Here is a 22,931-nt window from a genome sequence, read left to right as displayed (position 1 = left end):
ACCGGATGTTGCAGGGCCCCGACGAGCCGGGCTTGCCGGTCGGCGATCTCAGCGCCAGCGGACTCGCCGACCGCCGCGAGGCAGGTCAGCTGATCAGGGCTGCTACTGCGGTGTAACCGAGGAGGGCTGCACCCACGCCTGCGATCACGGTGACGATCACGTTGAGCGCCGCGTAGAAGTGGGCGTGGCTCTCGACGAGGCGGAGGGTTTCGTAGCTGAACGTGCTGTAGGTGGTCAGCGCTCCGCAGAAGCCGAGCCCCAGCAATGCCATCGCGGGGCTGGGCAGGGCAGTGCCAGCGCCGGCGAGGCCACCGAGGACCAGGGATCCGGCGATGTTGACCGTGAAGGTGCCCCAGGGGAAGACGCTGTCGTGGCGGCGTTGGACGCTGCGGTCGGTCAAGTAGCGCAGGGGTGCGCCGACCATGGCGCCGACGAAGACGAGTACGGCTGTCACGACTGGTGGCTCCTGGTGTAGCGGATGGCGTGGACTTCCTCGAGCAGCACGGTGCCTTCCGCGACCAGCTCGTCCAGCTGGGGCAGGAAAGCGCGCACGCGGTCCGCCACGTCGACGATGATCACGATGATCGGCAGGTCGTCGGCGAGGTCGAGCAGCCGCTGGGTGTGCACTGTGGAGTGCGCGCCGTAGCCCTCGCTGCCGCGCAGCACGGTGGCGCCGGCGAGACCGGCTTCGCGGGCCCGCCGGACGATCTCGTGGTACAGCGGTTTGCGGTGCCAGGTGTCGTCTTCGCCGATGAAGACGGACAGCCGCAGGGCGGGGTGTTCTTCCTTCATGCGGCGTCACCTCCCGCGGAGCGGCGGACGCCGGTGGCCCACCGCGTGAACCAGACGCCCAGCACCACCGCGAGCCCGGCAGCCAGCAGGGCTCCGACCAGGTACGCGAAGGCGGTACCGACGGACCCCGGCTTCAGCAGGTTGTGGATTTCCACGGCATAGGTGGAGAAAGTGGTGAAACCGCCGAGGAATCCGACGCCGATGAAGGGCCGCACCAGGCGGTGCGCGGACACCACCTCGGTGATCAGGACCATGAGGATCCCGATGAGGAAGCAGCCGATCGCGTTGGTCCAGAACGTCGCCCACGGGAACTGGCCGGGACCGGTCGGCAGCCACTGCGCGACCCCGAAGCGGGCCAGCGCACCGATGCCGCCGCCGAGGGAGATCACCCCGAGGACGGGCAGCTGGGAACGGACCAGTTCACGTCGCTGCGCGCGTACGCGGAGGTCCACGTCCGGATCGATCGGTTCGGTGAGCTCGGCATCGCTGGTCACGCACTTCTCCCTACTGCAGCCCAACGGTCGTCAGGTCGAGTAGGGACTGTTGGCGGCAATACCGCGGTTCTCCGGATCGTCCGGATCGGTGAGCCCCACCACCGGCTCCGAGGTTACCCGCCCGGGCTCGTGGTGTCCGCCGTTCGTGCCCGCCGCCATACCGAGCGCTTCCCGCGCGTGCGGAGGGTGGCGGAGCGAGCGCGTTGCGCGTGACACTGGATGCGGTTGCGGAGCGAAGGGGCGGTGAGAGGGGTGAGCGCACCACGCCACGAACCCGACCACGGGTTCGACCAACGCGGTCCGATGTTCTGGTTCCCGCCGGGCGGGTTCGACAACGGTGTGCCCGCCTCGTCGTGGGCGGAGCTGGCCGACATCGGTGCGGACCAGCTCGCCGACGTGCTGTTCACCCTCGCCGAGGCGCGCATCGCCGGCTACGTCGCGCACCCCGCGGGGCGGCGCGCCACCGGGAAGTACCGGCTGTGGGTCGACACCCTGCAGTACCGCCACGCCGAGGACCTGCTGATGGACGTGTTCCGGGCGCACGACCACCGCGAGGACGACATCTGACTTCACGCGACCAGCGGCAGCGCGATGTGCGACCCCTGAGAACCGGTTTTCCCTTCTCCACGAGGAATTCACTGCCTCGCCGAGCGTCACCTCCCGGCTGGGGCGACACTCGGAGACGTGGCTGGCGGCTCCGCTGACGAACACCGGACACCGATCAGGGACGTGCTGCTGATCGGGGCCGGTCCGACCGGACTCGTGCTCGCCGGCGATCTCGCCGAATCTGGAGTCGACGTCGCGGTGCTGGAACGTCGCGATCACGAATCCCACTTGACCCGCGCCTTCGGCGTCCATGCGCGAACGCTGGAGCAGCTCGATGCCCGCGGTCTGGCCGAGGAAATCATCAGCACCGGGACGCCGACCGCGGAGATGCGTCCCTTCAGCCGCGTCCACATCGACTTCTCCCAGCTCCGAACGCGCTTCCCCTTCATGCTCACGACTCCCCAGTGGCAGGTCGAGCGGCTCCTGCTGCGCCGCGCCCAGAACGCCGGCGCTGAGTTCCGGCGGGGGGTTCGGGCCACGGACGTGCGACAGGACCGGGACGGCGTGGACGTCGACGTGCGGGGTCCGGACGGCACGCCGGAAACGCTCCGGGCCCGCTACGTCGTCGGCACCGACGGGGCGGGCAGCACCGTCCGGCGGAGCCTGGGGATGCCGTTCCCCGGGAGGCCGGTGGTCACGTCCGTGCTGCTGGCCGATGTGCTCCTCGAGCGTCCGCCGGCGGAAGTCCTGCGCTTCGCTTCGAACGAACACGGTTTCACCTTCTTCGCGCCCTTCGGGGATGGCTGGTACCGGATCATCGGCTGGGACCGGCAGGCCCAGCTGCCCGACGACGCCCCGGTCACGTTGGACGAGGTCCGGGAGATCACGGCGCTCACGATCGGCGACGACGTCGGGATGCACGACGCGCGTTGGCTTTCCCGCTTCCACAGCGATGAACGGCAGGTCCCCCACTACCGGCGGGGGCGGGTGTTCCTGGCCGGCGACGCCGCGCACATCCACTCGCCGCTGGGCGGCATGGGCATGAACACCGGGATGCAGGACGCTGCGAACCTCAGCTGGAAGCTGGCAGCCGTGCTGCACGGCTGGGCCGAGGATCCGCTGCTGGACAGCTACCACGCGGAGCGCTATCCGGTGGGGCGGATGGTGTTGCGCGTGAGCCACGCACTCCTCACCGCCGTGATCACCCGGTCACCGCTGATCCGCGCGTTGCGGGCGGGGGTGGCTTCGGTGGCGCACCAGCTGGGCGTGGTGGAGGCGCACGTGGCACGCGGTATATCCGGCATCGGGATCGCCTACCGCGCTCCCTGGTGCTCTCATCCGCTCACCGGCCGCCGCGTACCGGACATCCGCCTGGCAGGTGTGCCCGGTCGGCTGTACGAGGCGCTGCGCCAGCGCAAGTTCGTCCTGGTGGGCCGGGACACTGCTGTTGTCGCCGAGTCGTGGGCGGATCGAGTGGTGGCAGCTGCCCCGGCCGGTGACCTGCGCTTCACCCTCCTGGTCCGCCCCGACGGCTACGCAGCCTGGGCAGCCGAAAGCCCCAGCGCCGAAGAGCTGCGCCGGGTGCTGGAACTCTGGTTGGGCGAACCAGGCCCCCACCAGGTGTGAACGGACCGCACATCATCACGAGCAACCTGCCGAGCGCTGTTCTGGGGACGTCCGGAGCTCACGGTTCGTGCCTGGCAGACCACGGCCACGTTTGGAGTCCTGCGTTCCCGGAAATCTTCCGAGCATGGGCCAGTCCGGGCAGCGCCGCGTGGCACCGGAGCGGATCGCGGCCTGCCTCTTCGACCTCGACGGGGTGCTCACCAGCACCGCCGTGCAGCACATGGCGGCGTGGAAGGAGACGTTCGACGCGTTCCTCCGGGAACGGGAGGGCGAGGACTTCTCGCCGTTCACCGAGGACGACTACCTGGAGCACGTGGACGGGCGGCCGCGGGCGGACGGGGTGCGGCAGTTCCTCGCCTCCCGCGGCATCTCCCTGCCCGACGGGCAGCACGACGACCCGCCGGCCGCGGAAACGGTCCACGGCCTGGGCAACCGGAAGAACCGGACGTTGCAGACGATCATCCGAGAACGCGGGGTGACCCCGTATCCGGGCTCGGTGCGCTACCTGGAGGCTGCGCGGGACGCGGGGCTGGCGATCGGCGTGGTGACCTCCTCGGAGAACGGCGCATCGGTGCTGGACGCGGCTGGTTTGAGCTCCTTCGTGCGGGCGCGCGTCGACGGTCTGGTGATCGCCGAGCAGAACCTGCGCGGCAAGCCCGAACCGGATTCCTTCCTGGCCGGGGCCCGGGCGCTCGGCGTCGCACCGGCCGAGGCCGCGGTCTTCGAGGACGCGCTGGCCGGGGTGCAGGCCGGGCGGGCCGGCGGGTTCGGGTGGGTCGTCGGCGTGGACCGCACCCACCAGGCGGAGGAGTTGCGGGCGCACGGCGCCGACGTCGTGGTCCAGGACCTGGCCGACCTCCTGGTCGCGGACCGCTGAAGCGCGAGGTGGTGGACGACGTGACGACTCCTCGACTGCCGGGTTACGAAGTGGCCCCGTGGGAGCTGCGGTGGCGGTGGCTGGACCTGGACGCCCTGCGCCGCACCGAATCCACCTTCGCCCTGTCCAACGGCCACATCGGACTCCGGGGCTCGTTCGAGGAGGGCGAACCTCGCGGCCTGCCCGGCACCTACCTGAACGGCTTCCACGAACGCCGCCCGCTGCCCTACGCCGAGGCCGGGTACGGCTACCCGGAGGACGGGCAGACCGTGGTCAACGTGACCGACGGCAAGATCATCCGGTTGCTGGTCGAGGACGAGCCGCTGGACATGCGCTACGGCTCGGCTCCGCACCACGAACGCGTGCTCGACTTCCGGTCGGGGACGCTGCGGCGCGACACCGAGTGGGTCTCCCCCACCGGTCGGCACGTGCGCATCACCTCGGAGCGCCTGGTCTCGTTCACCCAGCGCGCCATCGCCGCGATCCACTACGAGGTCGAGCCGCTGGACGGCCGCGTGCCGCTCGTCGTGCAGTCCGAGCTGATCGCCAACGAACCGATCGAGCGGGAGGTCGACGATCCGCGCGTGACCGCCGTCTTGGAGGGCGCGCTGGTCCCGGACTTCGGCGTGGGCGAGGGCCGCCGAGCCGTGCTGGGCCACCACACCCGCCGGTCCGGCCTGCGCATGGCGGCGGCGATGGACCACGAGCTCAACGCGCCCGGCCAGGTGTGGACGGAGAACCGGACCGAAGGGGACCTGGCGCGGCTGACCGCGGCCGCCGAGGTGTCCCCGGGGCAGAAGCTCTCGCTGACGAAGTACGTCGCCTACGGCTGGTCCAGCCAGCGGTCCCCGCAGGCCCTGCGGTCCCAGGTCGAAGCCGCTCTGGCCGGCGCCCGGCAGAGCGGCTGGCGCGGTCTGCTCGACGAGCAGCGCGCCTTCCTCGACGACTTCTGGGAGGCCTCGGACGTGGAGATCGACGGCGACGCCGAGCTGCAGCAGGCGGTCCGGTTCGCGTTGTTCCACGTGCTGCAGGCCGGTGCCCGCGGGGAGACCAGGGCGATCCCGGCGAAGGGGCTCACCGGCCCCGGCTACGACGGGCACGCGTTCTGGGACACCGAGTCGTTCGTGCTGCCGCTGCTGACCTACACCGTCCCGGAGGCCGCGCGGAACGCGCTGCAATGGCGGCATTCCACATTGGACAAAGCGCGGAACCGCGCTGCTCAGCTCGGCCAGGCGGGCGCCGCGTTCCCGTGGCGCTCGATCAACGGCGACGAGTGCTCCGGCTACTGGCCGGCCGGTACGGCGGCCTTCCACATCAACGCCGACGTCGCCGATGCCACCGCCCGCTACCTCGCGGCCACCGGGGACGAGGAGTTCGAGGCGACCGCCGGGCTGGAACTGCTGGTGGAGACGGCGAGGCTGTGGGCGTCGGTGGGGCACCACGACGCGCACGGGCGGTTCCGCATCGACGGGGTCACCGGTCCCGACGAGTACACGGCCGTGGTCGACAACAACGTCTACACCAACCTGATGGCGCAGCGGAACCTGCACGAGGCAGCGACGCATTGCGAGAAGCACCCGGAACTGGCCGGCGCGCTGGGCGTGGACGAAGAGGAAACAGCCCGCTGGCGGGATGCGGCCGACCGGGTGGTGGTGCCCTACGACGACGCGCTCGACGTGCACGCGCAATCCGAGGGTTTCACCAACCACGCCCACTGGGACTTCGCGAACACACCCCGGGAGAACTACCCGCTGCTGCTGCACTACCCGTACTTCGACCTCTACCGCAAGCAGGTCATCAAGCAAGCGGACCTGGTGCTGGCCATGTTCATGCGCGGGGACGCGTTCAGCCCGGAGGAGAAGGCCCGGAACGTGGCGTACTACGAGCCGCTGACCGTGCGGGACTCGTCGCTGTCGTCCTCCGTGCAGGCGGTGCTCTGCGCCGAAGTGGGGCACCTGGAACTGGCTTACGACTACTTCGCCGAGGCGGCCCTGGCCGACCTGCACGACATCTACGGCAACGTGCGCCAGGGACTGCACATCGCCGCGCTGGCCGGTGCGTGGATCGCCGCGGTCGCCGGGTTCGGCGGAATGCGGGACCACGGCGGCGAATTGAGCTTCGCGCCCCGGCTACCGCCTGCGCTGAGCCGCATCTCGTTCCGGATGTGCTTCGCGGAGAGCCGGATCTGCGTGACCATCCACCACGACGAAGCGATCTACGCGCTGACCCACGGCGAGCCGGTGCAGACCTCGCACCACGGCCACCGCATCACGCTCACCCACGGTGGGGAGATCACCATGCCGATCCCACCGCCGCCGGAGAACCCCCTTCCCCACCAGCCCGCGGGGCGCGCTCCGACCCGACGCCGGCTCCGGCCGACTCCTGGCGGCTGAGCTCTCGACGACCGCCGGGCGCGAGGTTTTCGTCAGACTCCGAACGGATGGCGCACCAACGGTCCACTTCGGACTTTCCAGACATCTTGCGCCACTGGGCAATTGACGCGGTCAACGCACCTCCAGTGTCCGGCCGTCGAGCAACCGCTCGACGTGGGCGTCCAGCGCAGCCGCTTGCTCCAGGTCGATCTCCCGGAAGGTCACCGCGTCGCGGCCGGGTCGCAGCTGCCCCACCTTCCACAGCGCCGCCGACGCCACCGTGGCGATGACCGCGAACCCGCCCGAGGTGTGGCTGTCCGGTCCCAGGATGGTGAGCACGTCCCCGTACGCGAGGATCCCGCCGAGCGGGTAGCTCCCGTCGAGCATGTTCGACGGGTGCCCTCCGGCGATGTCCCCGCTGGCCCGCGCCCAGCGGAACCGGTGGGGGTTGAACCGCACCGCCACCCGGTCCGAGCTCAGGTCGCAGCGCCACGACGCCTCGAGGAACTCGGTGAAGTCCTCGGCGGTCAGGAAGTCCGGGTCCGCGTGCGGGCCGCGCAGGACCTCGATCTCCCAATCGGCGGCGTAGCTCGGCCGCAGCGAGACGGGTACCCGCCGGGGCATCCGCTCCTCGCCCGGCGCACCGATCCGCAGCACGTCGGCGCGTTCCAGCGCCCTGCCGTCGTGGCCACCGATGCCGGCCACCAGGAACGTCGATCTCGACCCGAAGACCGCGGGGACCTCGATGCCGCCCGCGACGGCCAGGTAGATCCGGTAGCCCGCGCCGCGGATCACCCCGCAGCTGAGCTGGTCACCAGCGCGCACCGGGACCGATTCCCACATGGGGATCGGCGCGCCGTTGAGCGAGACCTCCACCTCCGGACCGCACACCGCGATCGCGGTGTCGCACAGCATGCTCGCCTGGAAGCGTCCCAGCGGGATCTCCAAGGCCGCCGCGCCGGGACGGTTGCCCACCAGCATGTTCGCCAACCGGAACGCGAGGTGGTCCACCGGACCGGAGGGGAAGAACCCCAGCGCCTGCCGACCGAGGCGACCCGGGTGGTCCTGGACGGTCGTCTGCAGACCGGGCTCCAGCACCTCCAACGCCTGGATCGCCTGCTCGTCCACCCGCGGCGTCACGGGATCTTGACCAGTCCGTGGGCGGCCTGGCGGGCCGCGCGGCGGCGCTCGGCCTCGGCCGCCACCTGCTCGTCGCGGACCGCGCTGCAGTGCTCCGCCACCGCGTACTCGCCCGGCTCGATGTCGTAGTCGTAGCGCCCCTCGAACACCTGCCTGCGGAGTTCGACCAGCTCGGCCTCGCTGACCCGGGAGAACGAGATCCGATCGCACGGGTAGATCAGGATGGGGTCGATCCGGTGGGCGCGGGGCCGCCGGGTCAGCGCGCTGATCGGCAGCGTCCGGCCGAATATCTGGTAGGAACCGGCAGATTCGATCGGGTGGATGACCAGGCACGGACCGCCGAGGGCGACGGCGCCTTCCGGCGTCCAGCTGCGGGCCGGGTTGTACTTCGGGGCGAACACCTCGGAGCGGGGATCGAGCGGCAGCAGCGAGGGCAGTCCCGGGTAGAAACCGGTGAAGGCGTTCCACCACTCCGTCTCGAGTACCGTCGCGTAGAAGCTCTCGCGGTCCGGCAGCCCGTTGCACGCCACGATGTAGTCGATGTTGTTCCCGTCCAGCACGTTCGGCGCTTCCGGGCGGCTGCTGATGCGGTAGCGGTTCACCGCTTCCCTGGACGTCGAGTCGTCGAACGCGATCGGCAGCCGCAGCCGCCGGCTCGGCAGCACGAGCGAGTCGGGCTCGGGTATGTCCTCGTGGCACTCGTCCATCGCCGCGACCACCCCGGCCTGACCTATGGTGCTCGGGTCGTAGTGGACCAGCAGGGACCGCAGCCCCGGCACGACCTCCAGGATCCCGCGCACCGGGTGCTGGTCCAGGTGCCGGGCCGCGGCGTGCACGAAGAAGTTGAGGCCGAGGTCGACCGGGAACTGCTGCCCGTACTCGATCAAGACGCCGCGATCACCGGCGGTTCGGTAGGTCACGCGCAGTCCGCTGGTGCTGACCTCCGCGGTAGCGATGATCGCCGCCATGAACGACTACCCCTCCTGGAATCCCACGTGCGTCGGACGGCTAGCCAGTGTCACCGATCCCGGAACCCGGGAGCGATGCTCATTTTGTACAGACGTCGAAAGTCGTTGTCCAGAGCGGACGATCGCGGAATGCGCCGTGATAAGGTCCGCTGCCCCAGGAGTCCCCTGCTGCCGCGTCGCCGCGAAACCCCGGGCACATCCCTTCGAATGCGCAGTCCACCTCGCCCTGCGCCGATCCGCGCACCGTCCGATCAGGAGGCACGATGTCGGCTCTGACGGTCCAGGAACTCGTCGACCGGTCGGGCCTCGACCTGTCCGTCGTCGCCGGCGCGGGCACTCCCGCGATGCGGAAGACCTTGACGTGGGCGCTGATAAGCGAGCTGACCGATCCGTCGTCTTATGTCGACGGTGGCGAGCTGGTGTTGACAACCGGATCCAGGATCCCACAGGATCTGGAAGCCAGGAAGCAGTACGTCGACCGACTGGCCGCCGCCGGAGCCGTCGCGCTCGGCTTCGGCACCACGTCCTTCTACTCGAACGTCCCCGCCGACCTCGTGGCCGCCGCGCAGGCGGCGCAGCTGCCCCTGATCTCCGTCCCCGCCAAGACCCGGTTCGGCACCATCAGCCGCTTCGTGGCACAACGCATCTCCGACGAGCGCCAGAAGGAGCTGAAGTTCGCGGTCGCGGCGCAACGCGACCTCACCCGCGCCTCGCTGTCGCCTTACGCGGCCCGCGCGATGGTCGAGCGGCTGGCGAAGGCCACGCACAGCTGGGTGCTGCTGCTCGACCAGGACGGCGAGCTCCGGGCCGGGGTGCCCGCGGCGCGCATGCACCTGGCCCGGATCCGCATCGACCTGCCCCGGCTGCGGGAGCAGGGCGGCTCGTCGAGCCTGAGCATGACCGTGGCGGGCGAGTCCGTCGTGCTGTTCCCGCTGATCGTGCGGGAACGCATCCGGGGCTACCTGGCGGTAGGCAGGTCGACGCAGTTCAGCCGGGCCGAGCACGCGGTGCTGGGAACGGCCGTGTCGCTGCTGTGCGCCGACCTGCACAGCGCCTGGGGCATCCTGGACACCCAGCGGCGGCAGCGCCGAGCGGTGTTCCAGGCGGCGATCGGGGGCAACGTCGAGCTGGCGGCGTCGATCGCCGAATCGCTCGATTCCGACTTCCCGTCCGGGAACCTCCGCGTCGCCCTGCTCGGGGCACCGGCGGGGCACGAGCTCGAACTGCTCGAGCAGGCGGAGAACGACCACGGGCTGCGCAGCCTCTGCGCGCTGGTCGCCGAGTGGGAGCGCGGTCGGGTCGTCGTCGTGATGCCTCCCGCCGAAGGTGACATCCGCACGCTGGAGTCGCTGCTGCGCGGCATCCCGCACGCCCGCGGCGCGGTCAGCGACCCGACGCCGCCGCACGAGCTCCCCGAAGCGTGGAAGCAGGTTCGCACGGTGTTCACCAGCGCGTCGGGTACGACTGGCAAGCTCGCGCTCGCCAGCGACGTGGTGACGGCCGGGGTGCTGCGGCACCTGAACAACGCCGAGGCGCGCGGATGGGCCGAGGCGCTGCTGGCCCCGCTGAGCGACAAGAGCCGCAATCCCAAGGTCGACCTCCGACACACGTTGCGGACGTTCCTCGCGAACAACGGGCAATCGGACGCATCGGCCTCCGCGCTGGGAGTCCACCGCCACACGCTGCGCCACCGGATGGGCAAGGTCGCCGAAGCGCTCGGCGTCAACATCGACGACCCGACCACCAGAGCGGAGCTCTGGATCGCGCTGCAGCTCGATGACCAGCTCTGATCGGCTTTAGTGCGCCAACGTGGCACGGTTCGCGCCGACGTTGTCCAAGATGCGCACTGCTGCCCGCGGCCGCCGTCGAACACGATCTGAGGTGCAAGTCACGCCGAGATCGCCACGGTCAGCCAGGAGGCGCCAATGGGCACGTCGCTGCACCCCCCGCAGCTGATCACCGACTCCCGAACCCTCTACCTGGTGTGGGTTCCAGCGGATCCGGACAGCGTCGCGAAGCTGGTTCCCGACGGCCTCACCCCGGCCGACGACCGCTCCTGCTACCTGAACCAGTACGTGGTCGACGGGCCGCAGCAGACCTCGGCCGTCGGCGAGGAGGCGTTCGGCGCCTACTCGCTGACCTACCTCGGGGCCAACCTGTCCGGTCTCGACACCGAGGCCGGCGTGCCGGGGCGCTGGTGGACCCACTACCACAACAGCTCCGAGTCGATGACCCGCTACGCCCGCGAACGCGGCGTTCCGGCCGGTGAGAGCGGGCGCACGGAGCTGATCCTCGACGACGACGTCCTCGTCGCCACCACCCGCATCGGCGGTCGGCCGGTCATCCGCACCACGGCGCGGGTTCGCGTCGGCGCACCGCAGCGGGTCGCCGGGCAGCTGCGCTACATCACGCGGCGCGACGAGGAGTTCATCAGCGGGCGCTACCCGTACGTCGCCGACGTCGCCGAGGAGTTCGAGGTGCTGTCCCTCGAGTTCCTCGCCCCGGACCACCCGACCTACCAGCTGCGGCCGGCGGATCCGCTGCAGGTGACGTTCGGCTTCTACGCCCCGTCCATGACGTTCTGCTACCCCGGCGGCGAAGGACCGCTGGGTTCCGAGCACGGCAGCTGATCGATCCCGAAAACCCCTGTCCCACGACGAATCGCTGAGGAGCGACTATGGCGCTGCTGGAACGCGCGCAGTGGTACGACATCGCGCGAAGCACCGAGTGGACCCCGAAGTACGTGACGGCCGACGAGCTGTTCCCGCCCGAGCTCAGCGGCGGCGAGGGCCTGCCCGACCACATCTGGGCCACCTACGACGAGCCCTACAAGATCAGCTACCGCGAGTACGTCGACGTGCAGCGGCAGAAGGACGCCGGGGCCTACTCGGTGAAGGCCGCGCTGGAGCGGGCCGACCTCTACCACAACGCCGACCCGGGGTGGATCTCCATCCTCAAGGAGCACTACGCCGCGGTCGCGCTCGTCGAGTACGGCGCTTCGTTCCAGGAAGCCCGATTCGTGCGCTGGTCCAAGGCACCGGGCATGCGCAACATGGCGACCTTCGGGATGCTCGACGAGATCCGGCACGGCCAGATCCAGCTGTTCTTCCCGCACGAGTACGTGAACAAGGACCGCCAGTTCGAGTGGTCGCACGCGTCCATGTTCAGCAACAACTGGGTAACGCTCGGCGCGCGGCACTTCTTCGACGACGTGATGATGACCCGCGACGCGCTGTCCACGTCGATCTTCGCGAACTTCGCCTTCGAAACCGGTTTCACCAACCTGCAGTTCATCGGGTTGTCCGGGGACGCGGCGAACGCGGGCGACTTCACCTTCTCCAAGCTGATCCAGAGCATCCAGTCCGACGAGGCCAGGCACGCGCAGCTCGGCACTCCCCTGCTGCAGATGCTGATCGAGAACGGCCGGAAGGACGAGGCCCAGAAGAAGATCGACATCGCGTTCTGGCGCTCCTACCGGCTCTTCACCATCCTGTCCGGCATCCCGATGGACTACTACGTGCCGCTGGAGGTGCGCGGCGAGTCCTTCAAGGAGTTCATGGAGGAGTGGATCGTCACGCAGTTCATGCGGTCCCTGGAAGACCTCGGGCTGTCCAAGCCGTGGTACTGGGACATCTTCCTGCGCGACATCTCCGAGCACCACCACGGCCAGCACCTCGGCACCTACTCGTGGCGCCCGACGCTGTGGTGGGACCCGGCCGCCGGGGTGAGCCCGGAGGAGCGGGACTGGCTGGAGGAGAAGTACCCCGGCTGGAACGACACCTTCGGCAAGGTGTGGGACGTCCTGATCGACAACCTGGCGAACGGGCGCACCGAGCAGACCATCCCGAGCACCCTCCCGGTCGTCTGCAACGTCTCCCAGCTGCCGATCGTGGGCACTCCTTCCCAGACGCTGCGCGACATCTCGCTCGTCCACGAAGGACGCCGCTACCACTTCGCGTCCGAAGTGGACAAGTGGATCTTCGAGGACGACCCGGAGCGCTACCGGCACCACAAGAGCATCGTCGACCGGTTCCTCGGCGGCGACATCCAGCCGGCCGACCTCGGCGGCGTCCTCGAGTACATGGGGCTGGGCAGCATCGGCCCCGGCGGCGAGGACGCGCACGGCTTCGCCTGGGTCGACACCTACCGCAACAAGCTCGCCAGCGCCGGCTGACCGGCGGATCGAGGAGGTCCAGTCATGGCAATCATCCCGTTGGCGGCGAACTTCGAGGGCGACTTCGTCATCAAGCTCCTGCCGGTGGACTCCGGCAGCACGATGGACGAGGTGGCCGCAGCAGCCGCCGCGAACTCGATCGGCATCCACGTGGCGGAGCGGCCGGGCCGCACGCTGCGCGTCCGCAAGCAGGGCGCGGACGCGCCGTACGCCCGCGACAGCACGGTCGCCGATGCCGCGCTCGAAGCGACCGAGTGCATCGAAATCTACTTCGAGTGAGGAGCCCGATGAGCGACATCGATCCCATCGTCGACCCGGTCGGCCCGGTGCTGCAGTCCGGCGAGGTGGCCCGCGCGGTCGCCGACGCCGCGGTGATCGACAACGAGGGACGCCGCGTGGACATCCGCGACCGCGGCTCCTACCTCCGCATCGAGGTGGAGGGCGGGGAGTGCGTGCTGCACCGCGCCACGATCGCCGAGGAGCTCGGCCGCCCCTTCAAGATGTCCGAACTGGAGCTGATCATGCCGTCGTTCGTCGGCCGGATCGACACCGGCAGCGACGTCTACCGCTTCTTCCACACCTTCGAGCGGGCGAAGAGCCCCGAGGCCGGGGAGGCCCACGCATGAGCACACCGATGAAGCCCCTCAAGACCTGGGGCCACCTGACCGCCAGGCGCCGCAAGCCCAGCGAGTACGAGATCGTCTCGACGAAGCTGCTGTGGCACACCCGGGACGCCGAGCAGCCGTGGGACGTCGGGCACACCGGTTTCATGGCCGACTTCTACCGGAAGCACCGCAACGGCAGCCCGATCACGCACCCGGACTGGGACGCCTTCCGCGACCCGGACGAGCTGGTCTACCGGACCTACAACATCCTGCAGGACGGCCAGGAGACCTACGTCGAAGGACTCCTCGACCAGCACAACGCGGAGGGTCACGACAAGGGCCTGGCCCCCGACTGGACCGCCGCCCTGGTCCAGCTCTACACACCGAGCCGCTACCTGCTGCACACCATCCAGATGGCCAGCGCTTACCTGGTGCACATGTCGCCGGCCAGCACCATCGCCAACTGCGCCGCGTTCCAGGCGGCCGACTCGCTGCGCTGGCTGTCCAATGTGGCCTACCGGACCGCGGAGCTCGGAATCGCCCACCCCAGCATCGGTTTCGGCGACCGCGAACGGGAGCTGTGGGAGGAACTGCCGGTCTGGCAGGGCTTCCGCGAGCTCATGGAGCGCCAGCTCACCACGTTCGACTGGGCAGAAGCGTTCGTGGCGCTCAACGTCGTCGCCAAGCCCGCGTTCGACGAGGTGGTGCTCCGGCAGCTCGGCGTCAGCGCGCGCCGGCACGGCGACACGCTGCACGCGCTGCTGGCGGAAGCCGCGCTGCGCGACAGCGAACGCTCGCGCCGGTGGACGTCGGCGCTGGTGTCGCACATGTCCGACGTCGAGTCCAACGTCGCGCAGCTGACCGCCTGGGTGGAGAAGTGGCAGCCGCTGGCCGAGGCCGCCATCCGCGCCTACGGCGAGGAGATCCCGGAGAACCCGGAAGCGGCCGACAACGCCATCGGCGCGGTCAAGTCGTTCCAGCGCCAGCTCGGGCTGGGCGGCTGAGGACGGTGGAAGCGCTGATGGATCACCACGTTTCGGTGGTCGGCACGGACCTCGGGTTCGCCTGCGCGGAGGGCGACACGCTGCTGCGTTCCGCCCTCCGCGCGGGGCTCTCCCCCACCTACGAGTGCAACAGCGGCTCCTGCGGGAGCTGCCGCTACGAGCTCGTCGAGGGCGAGATGCGCGACCTCCGCCCCGACGCGCCCGGGCTCACCGCCCGGGACCGGCGCAAGGGGCGCCGCCTCGCGTGCCAGAGCGAACCGCTGTCGTCGTGCTCGGTGCGGATCGCGGTGAGCGAGCAACCCGCTCGCCACCGCCCCGTGCGGCAGACCGCGGACCTGCGCGAGATCAACCGGCTGACCCACGACATGGCCGAGTTCGTCTTCGCCACCCGGCGACCGGCGGCGTTCAGCCCCGGCCAGTACGCCATGATCACGCTCCCGGACGGCCGGACCGAACGCGCCTACTCGATGAGCAACATCGGCAACTGCCACGGGAACTGGCGCTTCGTCATCAAGCGGACCCCGGGCGGCAGCGCGACCTCCGTCCTGTTCGACCACCTGGAGGTGGGCGCGACCGTCGTGCTGGACGGCCCGTACGGCAACGCCCACCTGCGGGAGGACGACGACCGCAAGATCGCGTGCGTGGGCGGCGGATCCGGGATCGGCGCCATGACCAGCATCGTGCTCGGCGCGGCCGCGCTGCCCGACGCCGCCGACCGGACCGTCCACCTGTTCGTCGGCGGCCGGACGACCGACGACATCGTCCTGCCGGAGTCGCTGGAGCTCGCCGGGCGCCGCCTCGGCGCGCTGCACGTCCGCACCGCGGTGTCCGAGCAGCACGACGACGCGGGGGACGCCTTCCGCGGCTTCGTCCACGAGGCCGTCGTGGCCGATCTCGGCGACGACGTCACCGACTTCACCTGCTACGCGGCCGGCCCTCCGGCGATGACCGACGCGCTGGCGAGATCACTGGTGATCGACCGGGGCCTGGACGCGGAGCTGCTCCGCTTCGACCGGTTCTGCTGAGGAGGAGGACTGCTCATGGCTTTCGTACGGGTGTGCAGCCTGGACGACCTCTGGGAGGGCGAGATGGAGTCCTTCGAGGTGGGCGACCAGGAGGTGCTCATCGCCCACCTCGACGGCGGCGACGTCGTCGCGACCCAGGCGATCTGCCCGCACCAGCAGATCGAACTCGTGGAGGGCGAGCTCGACAAGGCGACGCTGACCTGCAAGGCGCACCTGTGGCGGTTCGACCTGACCACCTGCGAAGGCATCAACCCGGGGCACGCCCGGCTGGCCCGCTACCCGGTCAAGGTCGACGGCGACGACGTCTACGTCGACCCCGAAGGTGACACGCCGAAGGTCGCCCACTCCTGACCCGCTCGCCGCCGAGGCGGCGCGACCGTCCACTTGCGACACCCGCTCCGCCGCGCGGAGCCGGGTTCGCCGGACAGACCCCGAAAGGATCGAGGAACGAACGATGGTTGCCATCAACTGCGACATGGGCGAGGCCTACAGCATCTACCGGTGCGGTGACGACGAGGCGATCATGCCCTACATCACCATCGCGAACGTCGCCTGCGGCTTCCACGCCGCGGACCCCGTCGTGATGCGCAGGACGGTCGCGCTCGCCAAGCAGCACTCCGTCAAGGTGGGGGCGCACCCGTCCTTCCCGGACCGCGACGGGTTCGGCCGCCGCGAGCTGAAGATGGGCCGCGACGAGCTGACCGCGTCGGTCATCTACCAGGTGGGGGCGCTGACCGCGTTCCTCCGGGAGCAGGACATGCCGCTCAACCACATCAAGCCGCACGGCGCCCTGTACGGCCTGGCCTCGCGCGACGCCGAGGTGGCGGGCGCCATCGCCGACGCCGCCGACGTCTTCGGCGTCCCGCTCATGGGCATGGCCAACACCCAGCACGAGCACGTCTGGGGGTCGCGGGACGCGGGCTTCATCGCCGAGTACTACACCGACCTCGACTACCGCTCCGACGGCTCGCTGATCATCACCCGCGAGCACGACGCCTACGACCCGGTCGTCGCGGCGGAGCGCTCGGTGCGGGCCGTCACCGAGAACGTCGCCACTTCCGTCGACGGCCAGGACATCCCGATGCGGGCCGACTGCATCTGCATCCACTCCGACACGCCGGGCGCCGAGGATCTCGCCAAGGCCGTCCACGAAGCCCTCAAGCCCTACCTGGCCTGACCGACGACTGCGAGGTGCGATGATGAGCCGACACGACGTGGTTTCGCCCATCCCCGGAATCTTCTACCGCAAGCCCGATCCGAACACCCCCGACTACGTGCAGGTCGGCCAGACCGTCGCGGCAGGCGACACCATCGGCCTGGTGGAGGTCATGAAGTCCTTCCACCAGATCCCCGCCGGTGTTTCCGGCACCGTGGTGGACGTCGTCGCCGACAGCGAGTCCGTGGTCGACGCCGGCCAGGCCCTGGTGGTCATCGAGGTCGACGGATGAAGCGGCTGCTGATCGCCAACCGGGGCGAGATCGCGGTGCGGATCATCCGGGCCGCCCGCGATCTCGGGATCGAGACCGTGGCGGTGGCCAGCGATGCGGACGGCAAGGCCAAGCACGCCCAGCTCGCCGACTCGGTCGTCCCGATCGGGCCCTCGCAGGCGAGCAAGAGCTACCTGGTCGCCGACTCCATCGTCGCGGCGGCGCGCGAGGCCGGTGCCGACGCCGTCCACCCGGGGTACGGATTCCTGTCCGAGCGCGCGGACTTCGCCGCTGCCGTCGCCGACGCGGGCCTGACCTTCGTCGGTCCGGACGCCGCGGTGATCGAGCAGATGGGCGACAAGGTGCGGGCCCGGCAGGTCGCCGCGGCAGCGGGAGTGCCCACCGTGCCCGGGACACCGGACGCCATCGACGACGTGGCGGTCGCGGTCCGCGCCGCCGCCGAGGTCGGTTACCCCGTGATGCTGAAGGCCGCCGCCGGCGGTGGCGGCCGGGGAATCCGCGTCGTCGCGGACGAGACCGAGCTCGTGGCCGCCTTCCCGGCCGCGTCGCGGGAAGCCGCCAGCGCCTTCGGCGACGGCCGGATGTACCTGGAGCGCTTCGTGCGCAGCGCCCGGCACGTCGAGGTGCAGGTGCTCGGCGACGGCGACCGCGCGGTCCACCTGTTCGAGCGGGAGTGCTCGCTGCAGCGGCGGCGGCAGAAGGTGATCGAGGAGGCCACCTCGCCGGGCATCGACGACCGCACCCGCGCAGCGATGACCGACGCCGCGGTGCGGCTGTGCGACCAGGTCGGCTACCGCAGCGCGGGAACCTGCGAGTTCCTCGTCGACGACGACACCGGCGAGTTCTTCTTCATCGAGATGAACACCAGGATCCAGGTCGAGCACCCGGTCACCGAGCTGATCACCGGCGTCGACCTGGTCGCCCAGCAGCTGCGCATCGCGGCCGGCGACCCGCTCTCCCTGGAGCAGGCCGACATCCGCGGGAGCGGCCACGCCATCGAGGTCCGGATCTGCGCGGAAGACCCGGAACGCGGCTTCCTGCCCAGCCCCGGTCCGATCGGGCACCTCGAACTCCCCGGCGGGCCCTGGGTGCGCATGGACACCTGGCTGACCCCAGGAGGTCAGGTGTCGCCGTTCTACGACTCGCTGATGGCGAAGCTGATCGTGTGGGGCGAGGACCGGGCCGCAGCGGTGCAGCGGGCCAAGCGCGCGCTCGGCGAGTTCGTCGTGGAGGGCCTGCCCAGCACCACGACGCTGCTGGCCGAGATCCTCGACCAGCCGTGGTTCACCAGCGCGCAGTTCGACACCGGCACGCTCGAGGCCTGGCTGGAGCAGCGCGCGACCTCGACCCCGACGGGAGCGACGACATGACCACAGCAGCCACCACCACCGCGAGGTACAGCTGGGGCGGCGACGAGCACATCTTCGTCGAGCTCGCCGAATCGATGAGCCTGCCCGCCAGCATCCGGGCCATGGCCATCACCACGTCGCTGCGGGAGAACCGGCCGGACGGCATCCTGGAGATCTGCCCGGCCAACGCCTCCTACCAGGTCCGCTTCGACCCGGACGTGATCGACCCGCGCACGCTGCTGGGCCACCTGCAGGACCTGGAGCGCGAGGTCGGCGACGCCGGCGACTTCAGCCTGTCGACCCGGATCGTCGAGATCCCGGTCCTCTACCAGGATCCGTGGACCACCGAGACGCTGATGCGCTTCCGGGACCGCCACCAGGACCCGGACGCCACCGACATCGAGTACGCGGCGCGCATCAACGGCCTGTCCGGCCCGGAGGAGTTCATCCGGGTCCATTCCGGTTCGCCGTGGTTCACCTCGATGGTCGGCTTCGTGACCGGCCTGCCGTTCATGTTCCAGATGGTCCCGCAGCAGCGGCAGCTGGTCGTGCCCAAGTACCTGCGCCCGCGGACCGACACCCCGAAGCAGACGGTGGGGCACGGCGGCTGCTTCGGCTGCGTCTACTCGGTCCGCGGCGCGGGCGGCTACCAGATGTTCGGCATCACCCCCGCGCCGATCTACGACCCCGACCAGTCGATGCCGGACTTCGACGACTTCATGGTCTACTTCCGCCCCGGCGACATCGTGAAGTTCACCCCGATCGACCGGGATCGCTACGACGACACCGTCGCGGAGGTCGAGGCCGGGGACTTCCGGCTCCGCTCCCGGCGGGTCGACTTCAGCCCGCAGGCCTACCTCGACGAACCGGACGGGTTCAACGCCCGCCTGCTGGAGGTGCTCCGTGCCGATTGAAGTGCGCAAACCAGGTCTGTCCACGACGGTGCAGGACGCTGGTCGCAACGGCTACTACGACGTCGGGATCCCGCCGTCCGGCGCGCTGGACCAGTTCTCCGCGGCAGCCGCCAACCACCTCGTCGGCAACCCGACGACCGCGGCGGTGCTCGAATGCGCTTACCTGGGACCGGAACTCGTCTTCACCGAACCGGCGGTGGTCGCGGTGACCGGCGCGCAACTGCCGCCGCGGATCAACGGCGAGCAGCGACCGCAGTGGGAGTCGTTCCCCGTCGAGGCGGGGGACGTGCTGGACTTCGACTTCGTGCAGGCCGGGGCCCGCGCCTACATCGCGGTGTCCGGCGGCATCGACGTGCCACCGGTCCTCGGCAGCCGCTCCACGCACGCCGTCGGCGGCCTCGGCGGTGTCCAGGGCAGGGCGCTCGCCGCCGGTGACGTGCTCCCGATCGGCGATTCCCGGACCCGCGCGGCGGGCCGGGTGCTGCCGGCGGAGCTCCGCCCGGCGCTGGGCAAGGAGGTCGAGGTCCGGGTCGTGATGGGCCTCTACGACCACATCCTCGCCCCGGAGGGCCGGGAGAACTTCCTGACCACCACCTGGACGCTCACGCCCGTGGCCGACCGCGTCGGCTTCCGCTACACCGGTTCCGAGCTGGCGGTCGTGCCGCGCACACCGCCCTTCGGCGCGGGCCAGGACCCGTCGAACATCGTCGACGCGCCCTACCCGATCGGCTCGATCCAGGTGCCCGGCGGGGTGGAACCGATCATCCTGCACCGCGACGCCGTCTCCGGCGGCGGCTACATGATGGTCGCGACCGTGATCAGCTGCGATCTCGACGTGGTCGCCCAGTCCGCGCCGAACACCCGGACCCGCTTCGTGGAGGTCGACCTCGACGAAGCGCTCGGAGCGCGCCGCGAGTACCGGGCCCGGACCCGGCGCGTCGCCGACCTCTACGCCTGAAACAACCGCAATCCCAGGAGGAAATCCCATGCCGCACGTTCAGATCGACTGGTTCCGGGGACGTACCGCCGAGCAGAAGCGGGAGCTCGCCGAGGTGCTGACCCGCGAGATCTGCCGGATCGGCGGCTGCGAGCCCAACTCGGTCGGCATCGTCTTCACCGACGTCGACACCGAGAACTGGGCCCGTGCCGGCAAGCTCTTCTCCGACAGCTGAGCGGGGGCACCGTGGCCACGCTTCGCGCGCACGCCCTGATCGACGCCGCCCCCGACGCCGTCTGGGAGGTGGTCGGCGACAGCACCGGGATCAGCCGGTGGTTCCCCGCGATCACTTCGTCCACAGGGGACGCCGAACGGCGAACTGTCGTGCTGGAAGGCGGTGTGCGGCTGCACGAAGAGGTCGTCACCGCGGACCCGCGGTTGCGCCGCTTCCAGTACCGGATCACCGGTGGCGACCTGGAGGTGGCGCACCACCTCGGCACGGTCGACGTCATCGACGTGGGCGGCGGGCGGTCGCTCGTCGTCTACAGCACCGACGTCGAACCCGCCGAGCTGGCCGAGCAGTTCGGCCCGGCCATCGAGGACGCCGTCGGGAACCTGGCGTCCGTCATCGGCTGAGACCCGGAGGGCTCCGCTGCCACCGCGCGGCGGAGCCCTCCGCGCCGTCCGCCCGGAGGGATATAGTTCGTCTACGTCCTTGTTCCGGGAGGGAGACCGCAGTGGCTGCCGCGGAAGGTGCCGCCGACGTGCTGACGGCCGCCATCAGCGGGCTCGGCCCCCTCGCCCGCCGGCTGAACCAGGTCCACACCAGGCTGTGGCACGAGCAGGTGGACCACGACCTCACCGGCCCGCAGTTCACCGTGCTCAGCCTGCTCAACGCCCACGGCGATCTGGACCAGGGCACGCTCGGCGCGCTCGCCCACCTGGACAAGTCGACCGCCGCTCCCCTGCTCGACCGGCTCCGCAAGCGGGGACTGGTCGAGCTCACCAAGGACAATGCCGACAAGCGGCGCAAGTTCGCGCGCCTCACCTCCGACGGCCGGGCCCTCGCGCAGCGGCTCGCGCCCGCGGTCCTCTCCGTGAACGAGCAGATGCTGTCGGTGTTCTCCCCCGAGGAGCGGCAGCAGTTCCTCTCCCTCCTCCACCGGCTGCTCGAGGACCCTGCCAAGCGGTCCTGACACCACGGCCTCCTGGCGTGGCTCCGCACGATCTCCCGCACCTGACGCACCCACCTGCCACCTCGGCTCCGTGACGAGGGCATCCCTTGACACGCGAGATAGGACGTGTACATCCTATTAAAAGGACGTGTACGTCATAGTTGGGAAGTGGCAGATGAAGCTCGTCGTGGGGATCACCGGCGCGACCGGCACCCCGGTCGCGGTGCGGGCCCTCGAAGCGCTCGCCGAACTCGGCGTCGAGACGCACCTGGTGATCAGCCGGTGGGGCCGCGCGACCCTCCACCAGGAGCTGGGCCTGTCGACCGCGCAGGTCGCCGAGCTGGCGACCCGCACCTACCGCGCCGAGGACCAGGGCGCGGCGATCTCGAGCGGCTCGTTCCGGACCGACGGGATGCTGGTCGTGCCGTGCAGCATGAAGACCCTCGCCGGCATCCGGACGGGCTTCGGCGAGTCGCTGATCAGCCGCGCCGCGGACGTCACGCTCAAGGAGCGCCGCAAGCTGGTGCTGGTGACCCGGGAGACCCCGCTCTCCTCGATCCACCTGGAGAACATGCTCTCGCTCAGCCGGAACGGATCGGTGATCTTCCCGCTGTCCCCGGCGTTCTACAACGAGCCCGAGACGATCGCCGACATCGTGGACCACCTCGTCGCGCGGATCCTCGACCAGTTCTCCCTGGACCTGCCCACCTCGAAGCGCTGGACCGGCATGCGGCGATCCACCGCGAACATCCGATGACCGCCCCGACGGGGAGGAAGGAGCCGATGATGCAGCGTGGGAGCGCGCTGAACTTCCGCGATTTCGTCGACGATCTGCTGGCGAGGGGCGATGCGATCGCGATCGACGCCGAAGTGGACGCGCGGTTGGAAGCCGCCGCCATCACTCGTCGCGTCTACGAGACCGGCGCCCCCGCACCGGTTTTCAACCGGGTTGCCGGTGCTGCGCCGGGGTACCGGCTGATGGGCGCACCCGCAGGGCTGTCCGGCCGACCGGGCACCGCCTTCGGTCGCGTCGCGGCGCACCTCGGCCTGCCCGCAGACTGCGGACCGAGGCAGATCGTCGACCGGCTCATCTCGGGTATGCGAGCCGAACCGCTGCCACCCGCGGTCGTCGCCTCCGGCCCGGTCAAGGACAACGTCCTCCTCGGCGACCAGGTGGATCTGGAGCGGTTCGGGGCACCGCTGCTCCACGCCCAGGACGGCGGACGCTACCTGGGCACCTACGGGATGCACGTCGTGCAGTCCCCGGACGGGACGTGGACGAGCTGGTCGATCAGCCGCCTGATGCTCCGCGACGGCCGATCGCTGGTCGGGCCTGCGATGTCCGCGCAGCACCTCGGGATGATCCACCGCCAGTGGGCCGACCTCGGCGAGCCGACCCCGTGGGCGTTCGTCCTCGGCGCACCTCCGGCGGCGATCGCCGCCGCCTGCATGCCTCTGCCGGATCGCGTGGACGAGGACGGCTAC

General features: G+C 70.2%; 27 protein-coding genes. 22 read left to right on the top strand and 5 right to left on the bottom strand.

What is annotated here, in order from left to right; all coding sequences use genetic code 11:
* Positions 1 to 85 precede the first annotated feature (85 nt).
* The 3 genes from crcB (ABTZ89_RS14930) to crcB (ABTZ89_RS14920) are packed head-to-tail and all read right to left on the bottom strand — an operon-like array spanning position 86 to position 1,286.
* Positions 86 to 454 carry a fluoride efflux transporter CrcB gene (gene crcB / locus ABTZ89_RS14930; RefSeq protein WP_270947245.1) on the bottom strand — a complete coding sequence of 123 codons (369 nt, stop codon included), beginning with the start codon at positions 452 to 454 and terminating at the stop codon, positions 86 to 88.
* Entirely contained in the window at positions 451 to 792 is a 342-nt protein-coding gene (locus ABTZ89_RS14925; RefSeq protein WP_351044606.1) for a DUF190 domain-containing protein, read from the bottom strand. Before ABTZ89_RS14925 ends, crcB (ABTZ89_RS14930) begins: the two co-directional genes overlap by 4 nt.
* Positions 789 to 1,286: a fluoride efflux transporter CrcB gene (gene crcB / locus ABTZ89_RS14920; RefSeq protein ID WP_351044603.1), complete on the bottom strand. Its 498-nt coding sequence runs from the start codon at positions 1,284 to 1,286 to the stop codon at positions 789 to 791. Before crcB (ABTZ89_RS14920) ends, ABTZ89_RS14925 begins: the two co-directional genes overlap by 4 nt.
* Positions 1,287 to 1,538: 252 nt before the next feature.
* Here crcB (ABTZ89_RS14920) and ABTZ89_RS14915 point away from each other — a divergent pair, with 252 nt between their 5' ends.
* The 4 genes from ABTZ89_RS14915 (at position 1,539) to ABTZ89_RS14900 (ending at position 6,728) form a co-directional block, all read left to right on the top strand.
* Positions 1,539 to 1,853: a hypothetical protein gene (locus ABTZ89_RS14915; protein WP_351044600.1), complete on the top strand. Its 315-nt coding sequence runs from the start codon at positions 1,539 to 1,541 to the stop codon at positions 1,851 to 1,853.
* A gap of 117 nt (positions 1,854 to 1,970) precedes the next feature.
* Entirely contained in the window at positions 1,971 to 3,458 is a 1,488-nt protein-coding gene (locus ABTZ89_RS14910) for an FAD-dependent oxidoreductase (protein WP_351044597.1), read from the top strand.
* A gap of 124 nt (positions 3,459 to 3,582) precedes the next feature.
* Positions 3,583 to 4,335 (top strand): HAD family hydrolase, encoded by a 753-nt coding sequence (locus tag ABTZ89_RS14905; protein ID WP_351044594.1) that lies wholly within the window; start codon positions 3,583 to 3,585, stop codon positions 4,333 to 4,335.
* A gap of 20 nt (positions 4,336 to 4,355) precedes the next feature.
* On the top strand, positions 4,356 to 6,728 hold the full coding sequence (locus tag ABTZ89_RS14900; protein ID WP_351044591.1) for a glycoside hydrolase family 65 protein: 2,373 nt from the start codon (positions 4,356 to 4,358) through the stop codon (positions 6,726 to 6,728).
* A gap of 111 nt (positions 6,729 to 6,839) precedes the next feature.
* Here ABTZ89_RS14900 and ABTZ89_RS14895 read toward each other — a convergent pair whose 3' ends face one another.
* Both ABTZ89_RS14895 and ABTZ89_RS14890 read right to left on the bottom strand, forming a co-directional pair.
* Positions 6,840 to 7,847, bottom strand: coding sequence for a 5-oxoprolinase subunit C family protein (locus tag ABTZ89_RS14895; protein ID WP_351044588.1), 1,008 nt, complete (start codon positions 7,845 to 7,847; stop codon positions 6,840 to 6,842).
* The gene (locus ABTZ89_RS14890; protein WP_270947237.1) at positions 7,844 to 8,815 is read right to left on the bottom strand and encodes a 5-oxoprolinase subunit B family protein; all 972 of its coding nucleotides are present in this window, start codon (positions 8,813 to 8,815) and stop codon (positions 7,844 to 7,846) included. Before ABTZ89_RS14890 ends, ABTZ89_RS14895 begins: the two co-directional genes overlap by 4 nt.
* A gap of 263 nt (positions 8,816 to 9,078) precedes the next feature.
* Between ABTZ89_RS14890 and ABTZ89_RS14885 the strand changes: the two genes are divergently transcribed.
* The 18 genes from ABTZ89_RS14885 to ABTZ89_RS14800 form a co-directional block, all read left to right on the top strand.
* Positions 9,079 to 10,605 carry a helix-turn-helix domain-containing protein gene (locus ABTZ89_RS14885; protein ID WP_351044583.1) on the top strand — a complete coding sequence of 509 codons (1,527 nt, stop codon included), beginning with the start codon at positions 9,079 to 9,081 and terminating at the stop codon, positions 10,603 to 10,605.
* 135 nt (positions 10,606 to 10,740) lie between these two features.
* Positions 10,741 to 11,445, top strand: a complete 705-nt coding sequence (locus tag ABTZ89_RS14880) for a hypothetical protein (protein WP_270947235.1) — start codon at positions 10,741 to 10,743, stop codon at positions 11,443 to 11,445.
* 47 nt (positions 11,446 to 11,492) lie between these two features.
* The gene (locus ABTZ89_RS14875; RefSeq protein ID WP_270947234.1) at positions 11,493 to 12,989 is read left to right on the top strand and encodes a YHS domain-containing protein; all 1,497 of its coding nucleotides are present in this window, start codon (positions 11,493 to 11,495) and stop codon (positions 12,987 to 12,989) included.
* 24 nt (positions 12,990 to 13,013) lie between these two features.
* A complete protein-coding gene (locus ABTZ89_RS14870) occupies positions 13,014 to 13,268 on the top strand; it encodes a toluene-4-monooxygenase system B family protein (RefSeq protein ID WP_270947233.1) in 255 nt (84 codons plus the stop codon).
* A gap of 8 nt (positions 13,269 to 13,276) precedes the next feature.
* Complete coding sequence (locus tag ABTZ89_RS14865; protein WP_351044578.1) at positions 13,277 to 13,615, top strand: MmoB/DmpM family protein; 339 nt, start codon at positions 13,277 to 13,279, stop codon at positions 13,613 to 13,615.
* Entirely contained in the window at positions 13,612 to 14,598 is a 987-nt protein-coding gene (locus ABTZ89_RS14860) for an aromatic/alkene monooxygenase hydroxylase subunit beta (RefSeq protein ID WP_351044576.1), read from the top strand. Before ABTZ89_RS14865 ends, ABTZ89_RS14860 begins: the two co-directional genes overlap by 4 nt.
* 17 nt (positions 14,599 to 14,615) lie before the next feature.
* Positions 14,616 to 15,623, top strand: a complete 1,008-nt coding sequence (locus ABTZ89_RS14855; RefSeq protein WP_270947230.1) for a 2Fe-2S iron-sulfur cluster-binding protein — start codon at positions 14,616 to 14,618, stop codon at positions 15,621 to 15,623.
* 15 nt (positions 15,624 to 15,638) lie between these two features.
* Positions 15,639 to 15,974: a monooxygenase system ferredoxin subunit gene (locus ABTZ89_RS14850; protein ID WP_270947229.1), complete on the top strand. Its 336-nt coding sequence runs from the start codon at positions 15,639 to 15,641 to the stop codon at positions 15,972 to 15,974.
* Between the two features lie 103 nt (positions 15,975 to 16,077).
* Positions 16,078 to 16,800 carry a 5-oxoprolinase subunit PxpA gene (pxpA, locus tag ABTZ89_RS14845; protein WP_351044571.1) on the top strand — a complete coding sequence of 241 codons (723 nt, stop codon included), beginning with the start codon at positions 16,078 to 16,080 and terminating at the stop codon, positions 16,798 to 16,800.
* 19 nt (positions 16,801 to 16,819) lie between these two features.
* Positions 16,820 to 17,071 carry an acetyl-CoA carboxylase gene (locus ABTZ89_RS14840; protein ID WP_351044568.1) on the top strand — a complete coding sequence of 84 codons (252 nt, stop codon included), beginning with the start codon at positions 16,820 to 16,822 and terminating at the stop codon, positions 17,069 to 17,071.
* Positions 17,068 to 18,441 carry an acetyl-CoA carboxylase biotin carboxylase subunit gene (locus ABTZ89_RS14835; RefSeq protein ID WP_351044565.1) on the top strand — a complete coding sequence of 458 codons (1,374 nt, stop codon included), beginning with the start codon at positions 17,068 to 17,070 and terminating at the stop codon, positions 18,439 to 18,441. Before ABTZ89_RS14840 ends, ABTZ89_RS14835 begins: the two co-directional genes overlap by 4 nt.
* Positions 18,438 to 19,334 (top strand): 5-oxoprolinase subunit B family protein, encoded by an 897-nt coding sequence (locus ABTZ89_RS14830; RefSeq protein ID WP_351044562.1) that lies wholly within the window; start codon positions 18,438 to 18,440, stop codon positions 19,332 to 19,334. The genes ABTZ89_RS14835 and ABTZ89_RS14830 overlap by 4 nt, the downstream gene beginning before the upstream one ends.
* Positions 19,324 to 20,292 (top strand): 5-oxoprolinase subunit C family protein, encoded by a 969-nt coding sequence (locus tag ABTZ89_RS14825; protein ID WP_270947224.1) that lies wholly within the window; start codon positions 19,324 to 19,326, stop codon positions 20,290 to 20,292. The genes ABTZ89_RS14830 and ABTZ89_RS14825 overlap by 11 nt, the downstream gene beginning before the upstream one ends.
* 28 nt (positions 20,293 to 20,320) lie before the next feature.
* Positions 20,321 to 20,506 (top strand): tautomerase family protein, encoded by a 186-nt coding sequence (locus ABTZ89_RS14820; protein WP_270947223.1) that lies wholly within the window; start codon positions 20,321 to 20,323, stop codon positions 20,504 to 20,506.
* Between the two features lie 11 nt (positions 20,507 to 20,517).
* The gene (locus tag ABTZ89_RS14815; RefSeq protein ID WP_351044557.1) at positions 20,518 to 20,907 is read left to right on the top strand and encodes an SRPBCC family protein; all 390 of its coding nucleotides are present in this window, start codon (positions 20,518 to 20,520) and stop codon (positions 20,905 to 20,907) included.
* Positions 20,908 to 21,008: 101 nt separating this feature from the next.
* The gene (locus tag ABTZ89_RS14810; RefSeq protein ID WP_351044554.1) at positions 21,009 to 21,467 is read left to right on the top strand and encodes a MarR family winged helix-turn-helix transcriptional regulator; all 459 of its coding nucleotides are present in this window, start codon (positions 21,009 to 21,011) and stop codon (positions 21,465 to 21,467) included.
* Between the two features lie 154 nt (positions 21,468 to 21,621).
* Positions 21,622 to 22,203, top strand: a complete 582-nt coding sequence (locus ABTZ89_RS14805; RefSeq protein ID WP_351044552.1) for a UbiX family flavin prenyltransferase — start codon at positions 21,622 to 21,624, stop codon at positions 22,201 to 22,203.
* A gap of 26 nt (positions 22,204 to 22,229) precedes the next feature.
* A partial coding sequence (locus ABTZ89_RS14800) for a UbiD family decarboxylase domain-containing protein (protein ID WP_351044549.1) occupies positions 22,230 to 22,931 on the top strand: 702 nt, incomplete at its 3' end.

The sequence above is a fragment of the Saccharopolyspora sp. NPDC002686 genome, assembly GCF_040295745.1.
In the GTDB taxonomy this organism is placed as follows: Bacteria; Actinomycetota; Actinomycetes; order Mycobacteriales; family Pseudonocardiaceae; genus Saccharopolyspora; species Saccharopolyspora oryzae.
This window is presented reverse-complemented; position numbering and strand designations above follow the sequence as displayed.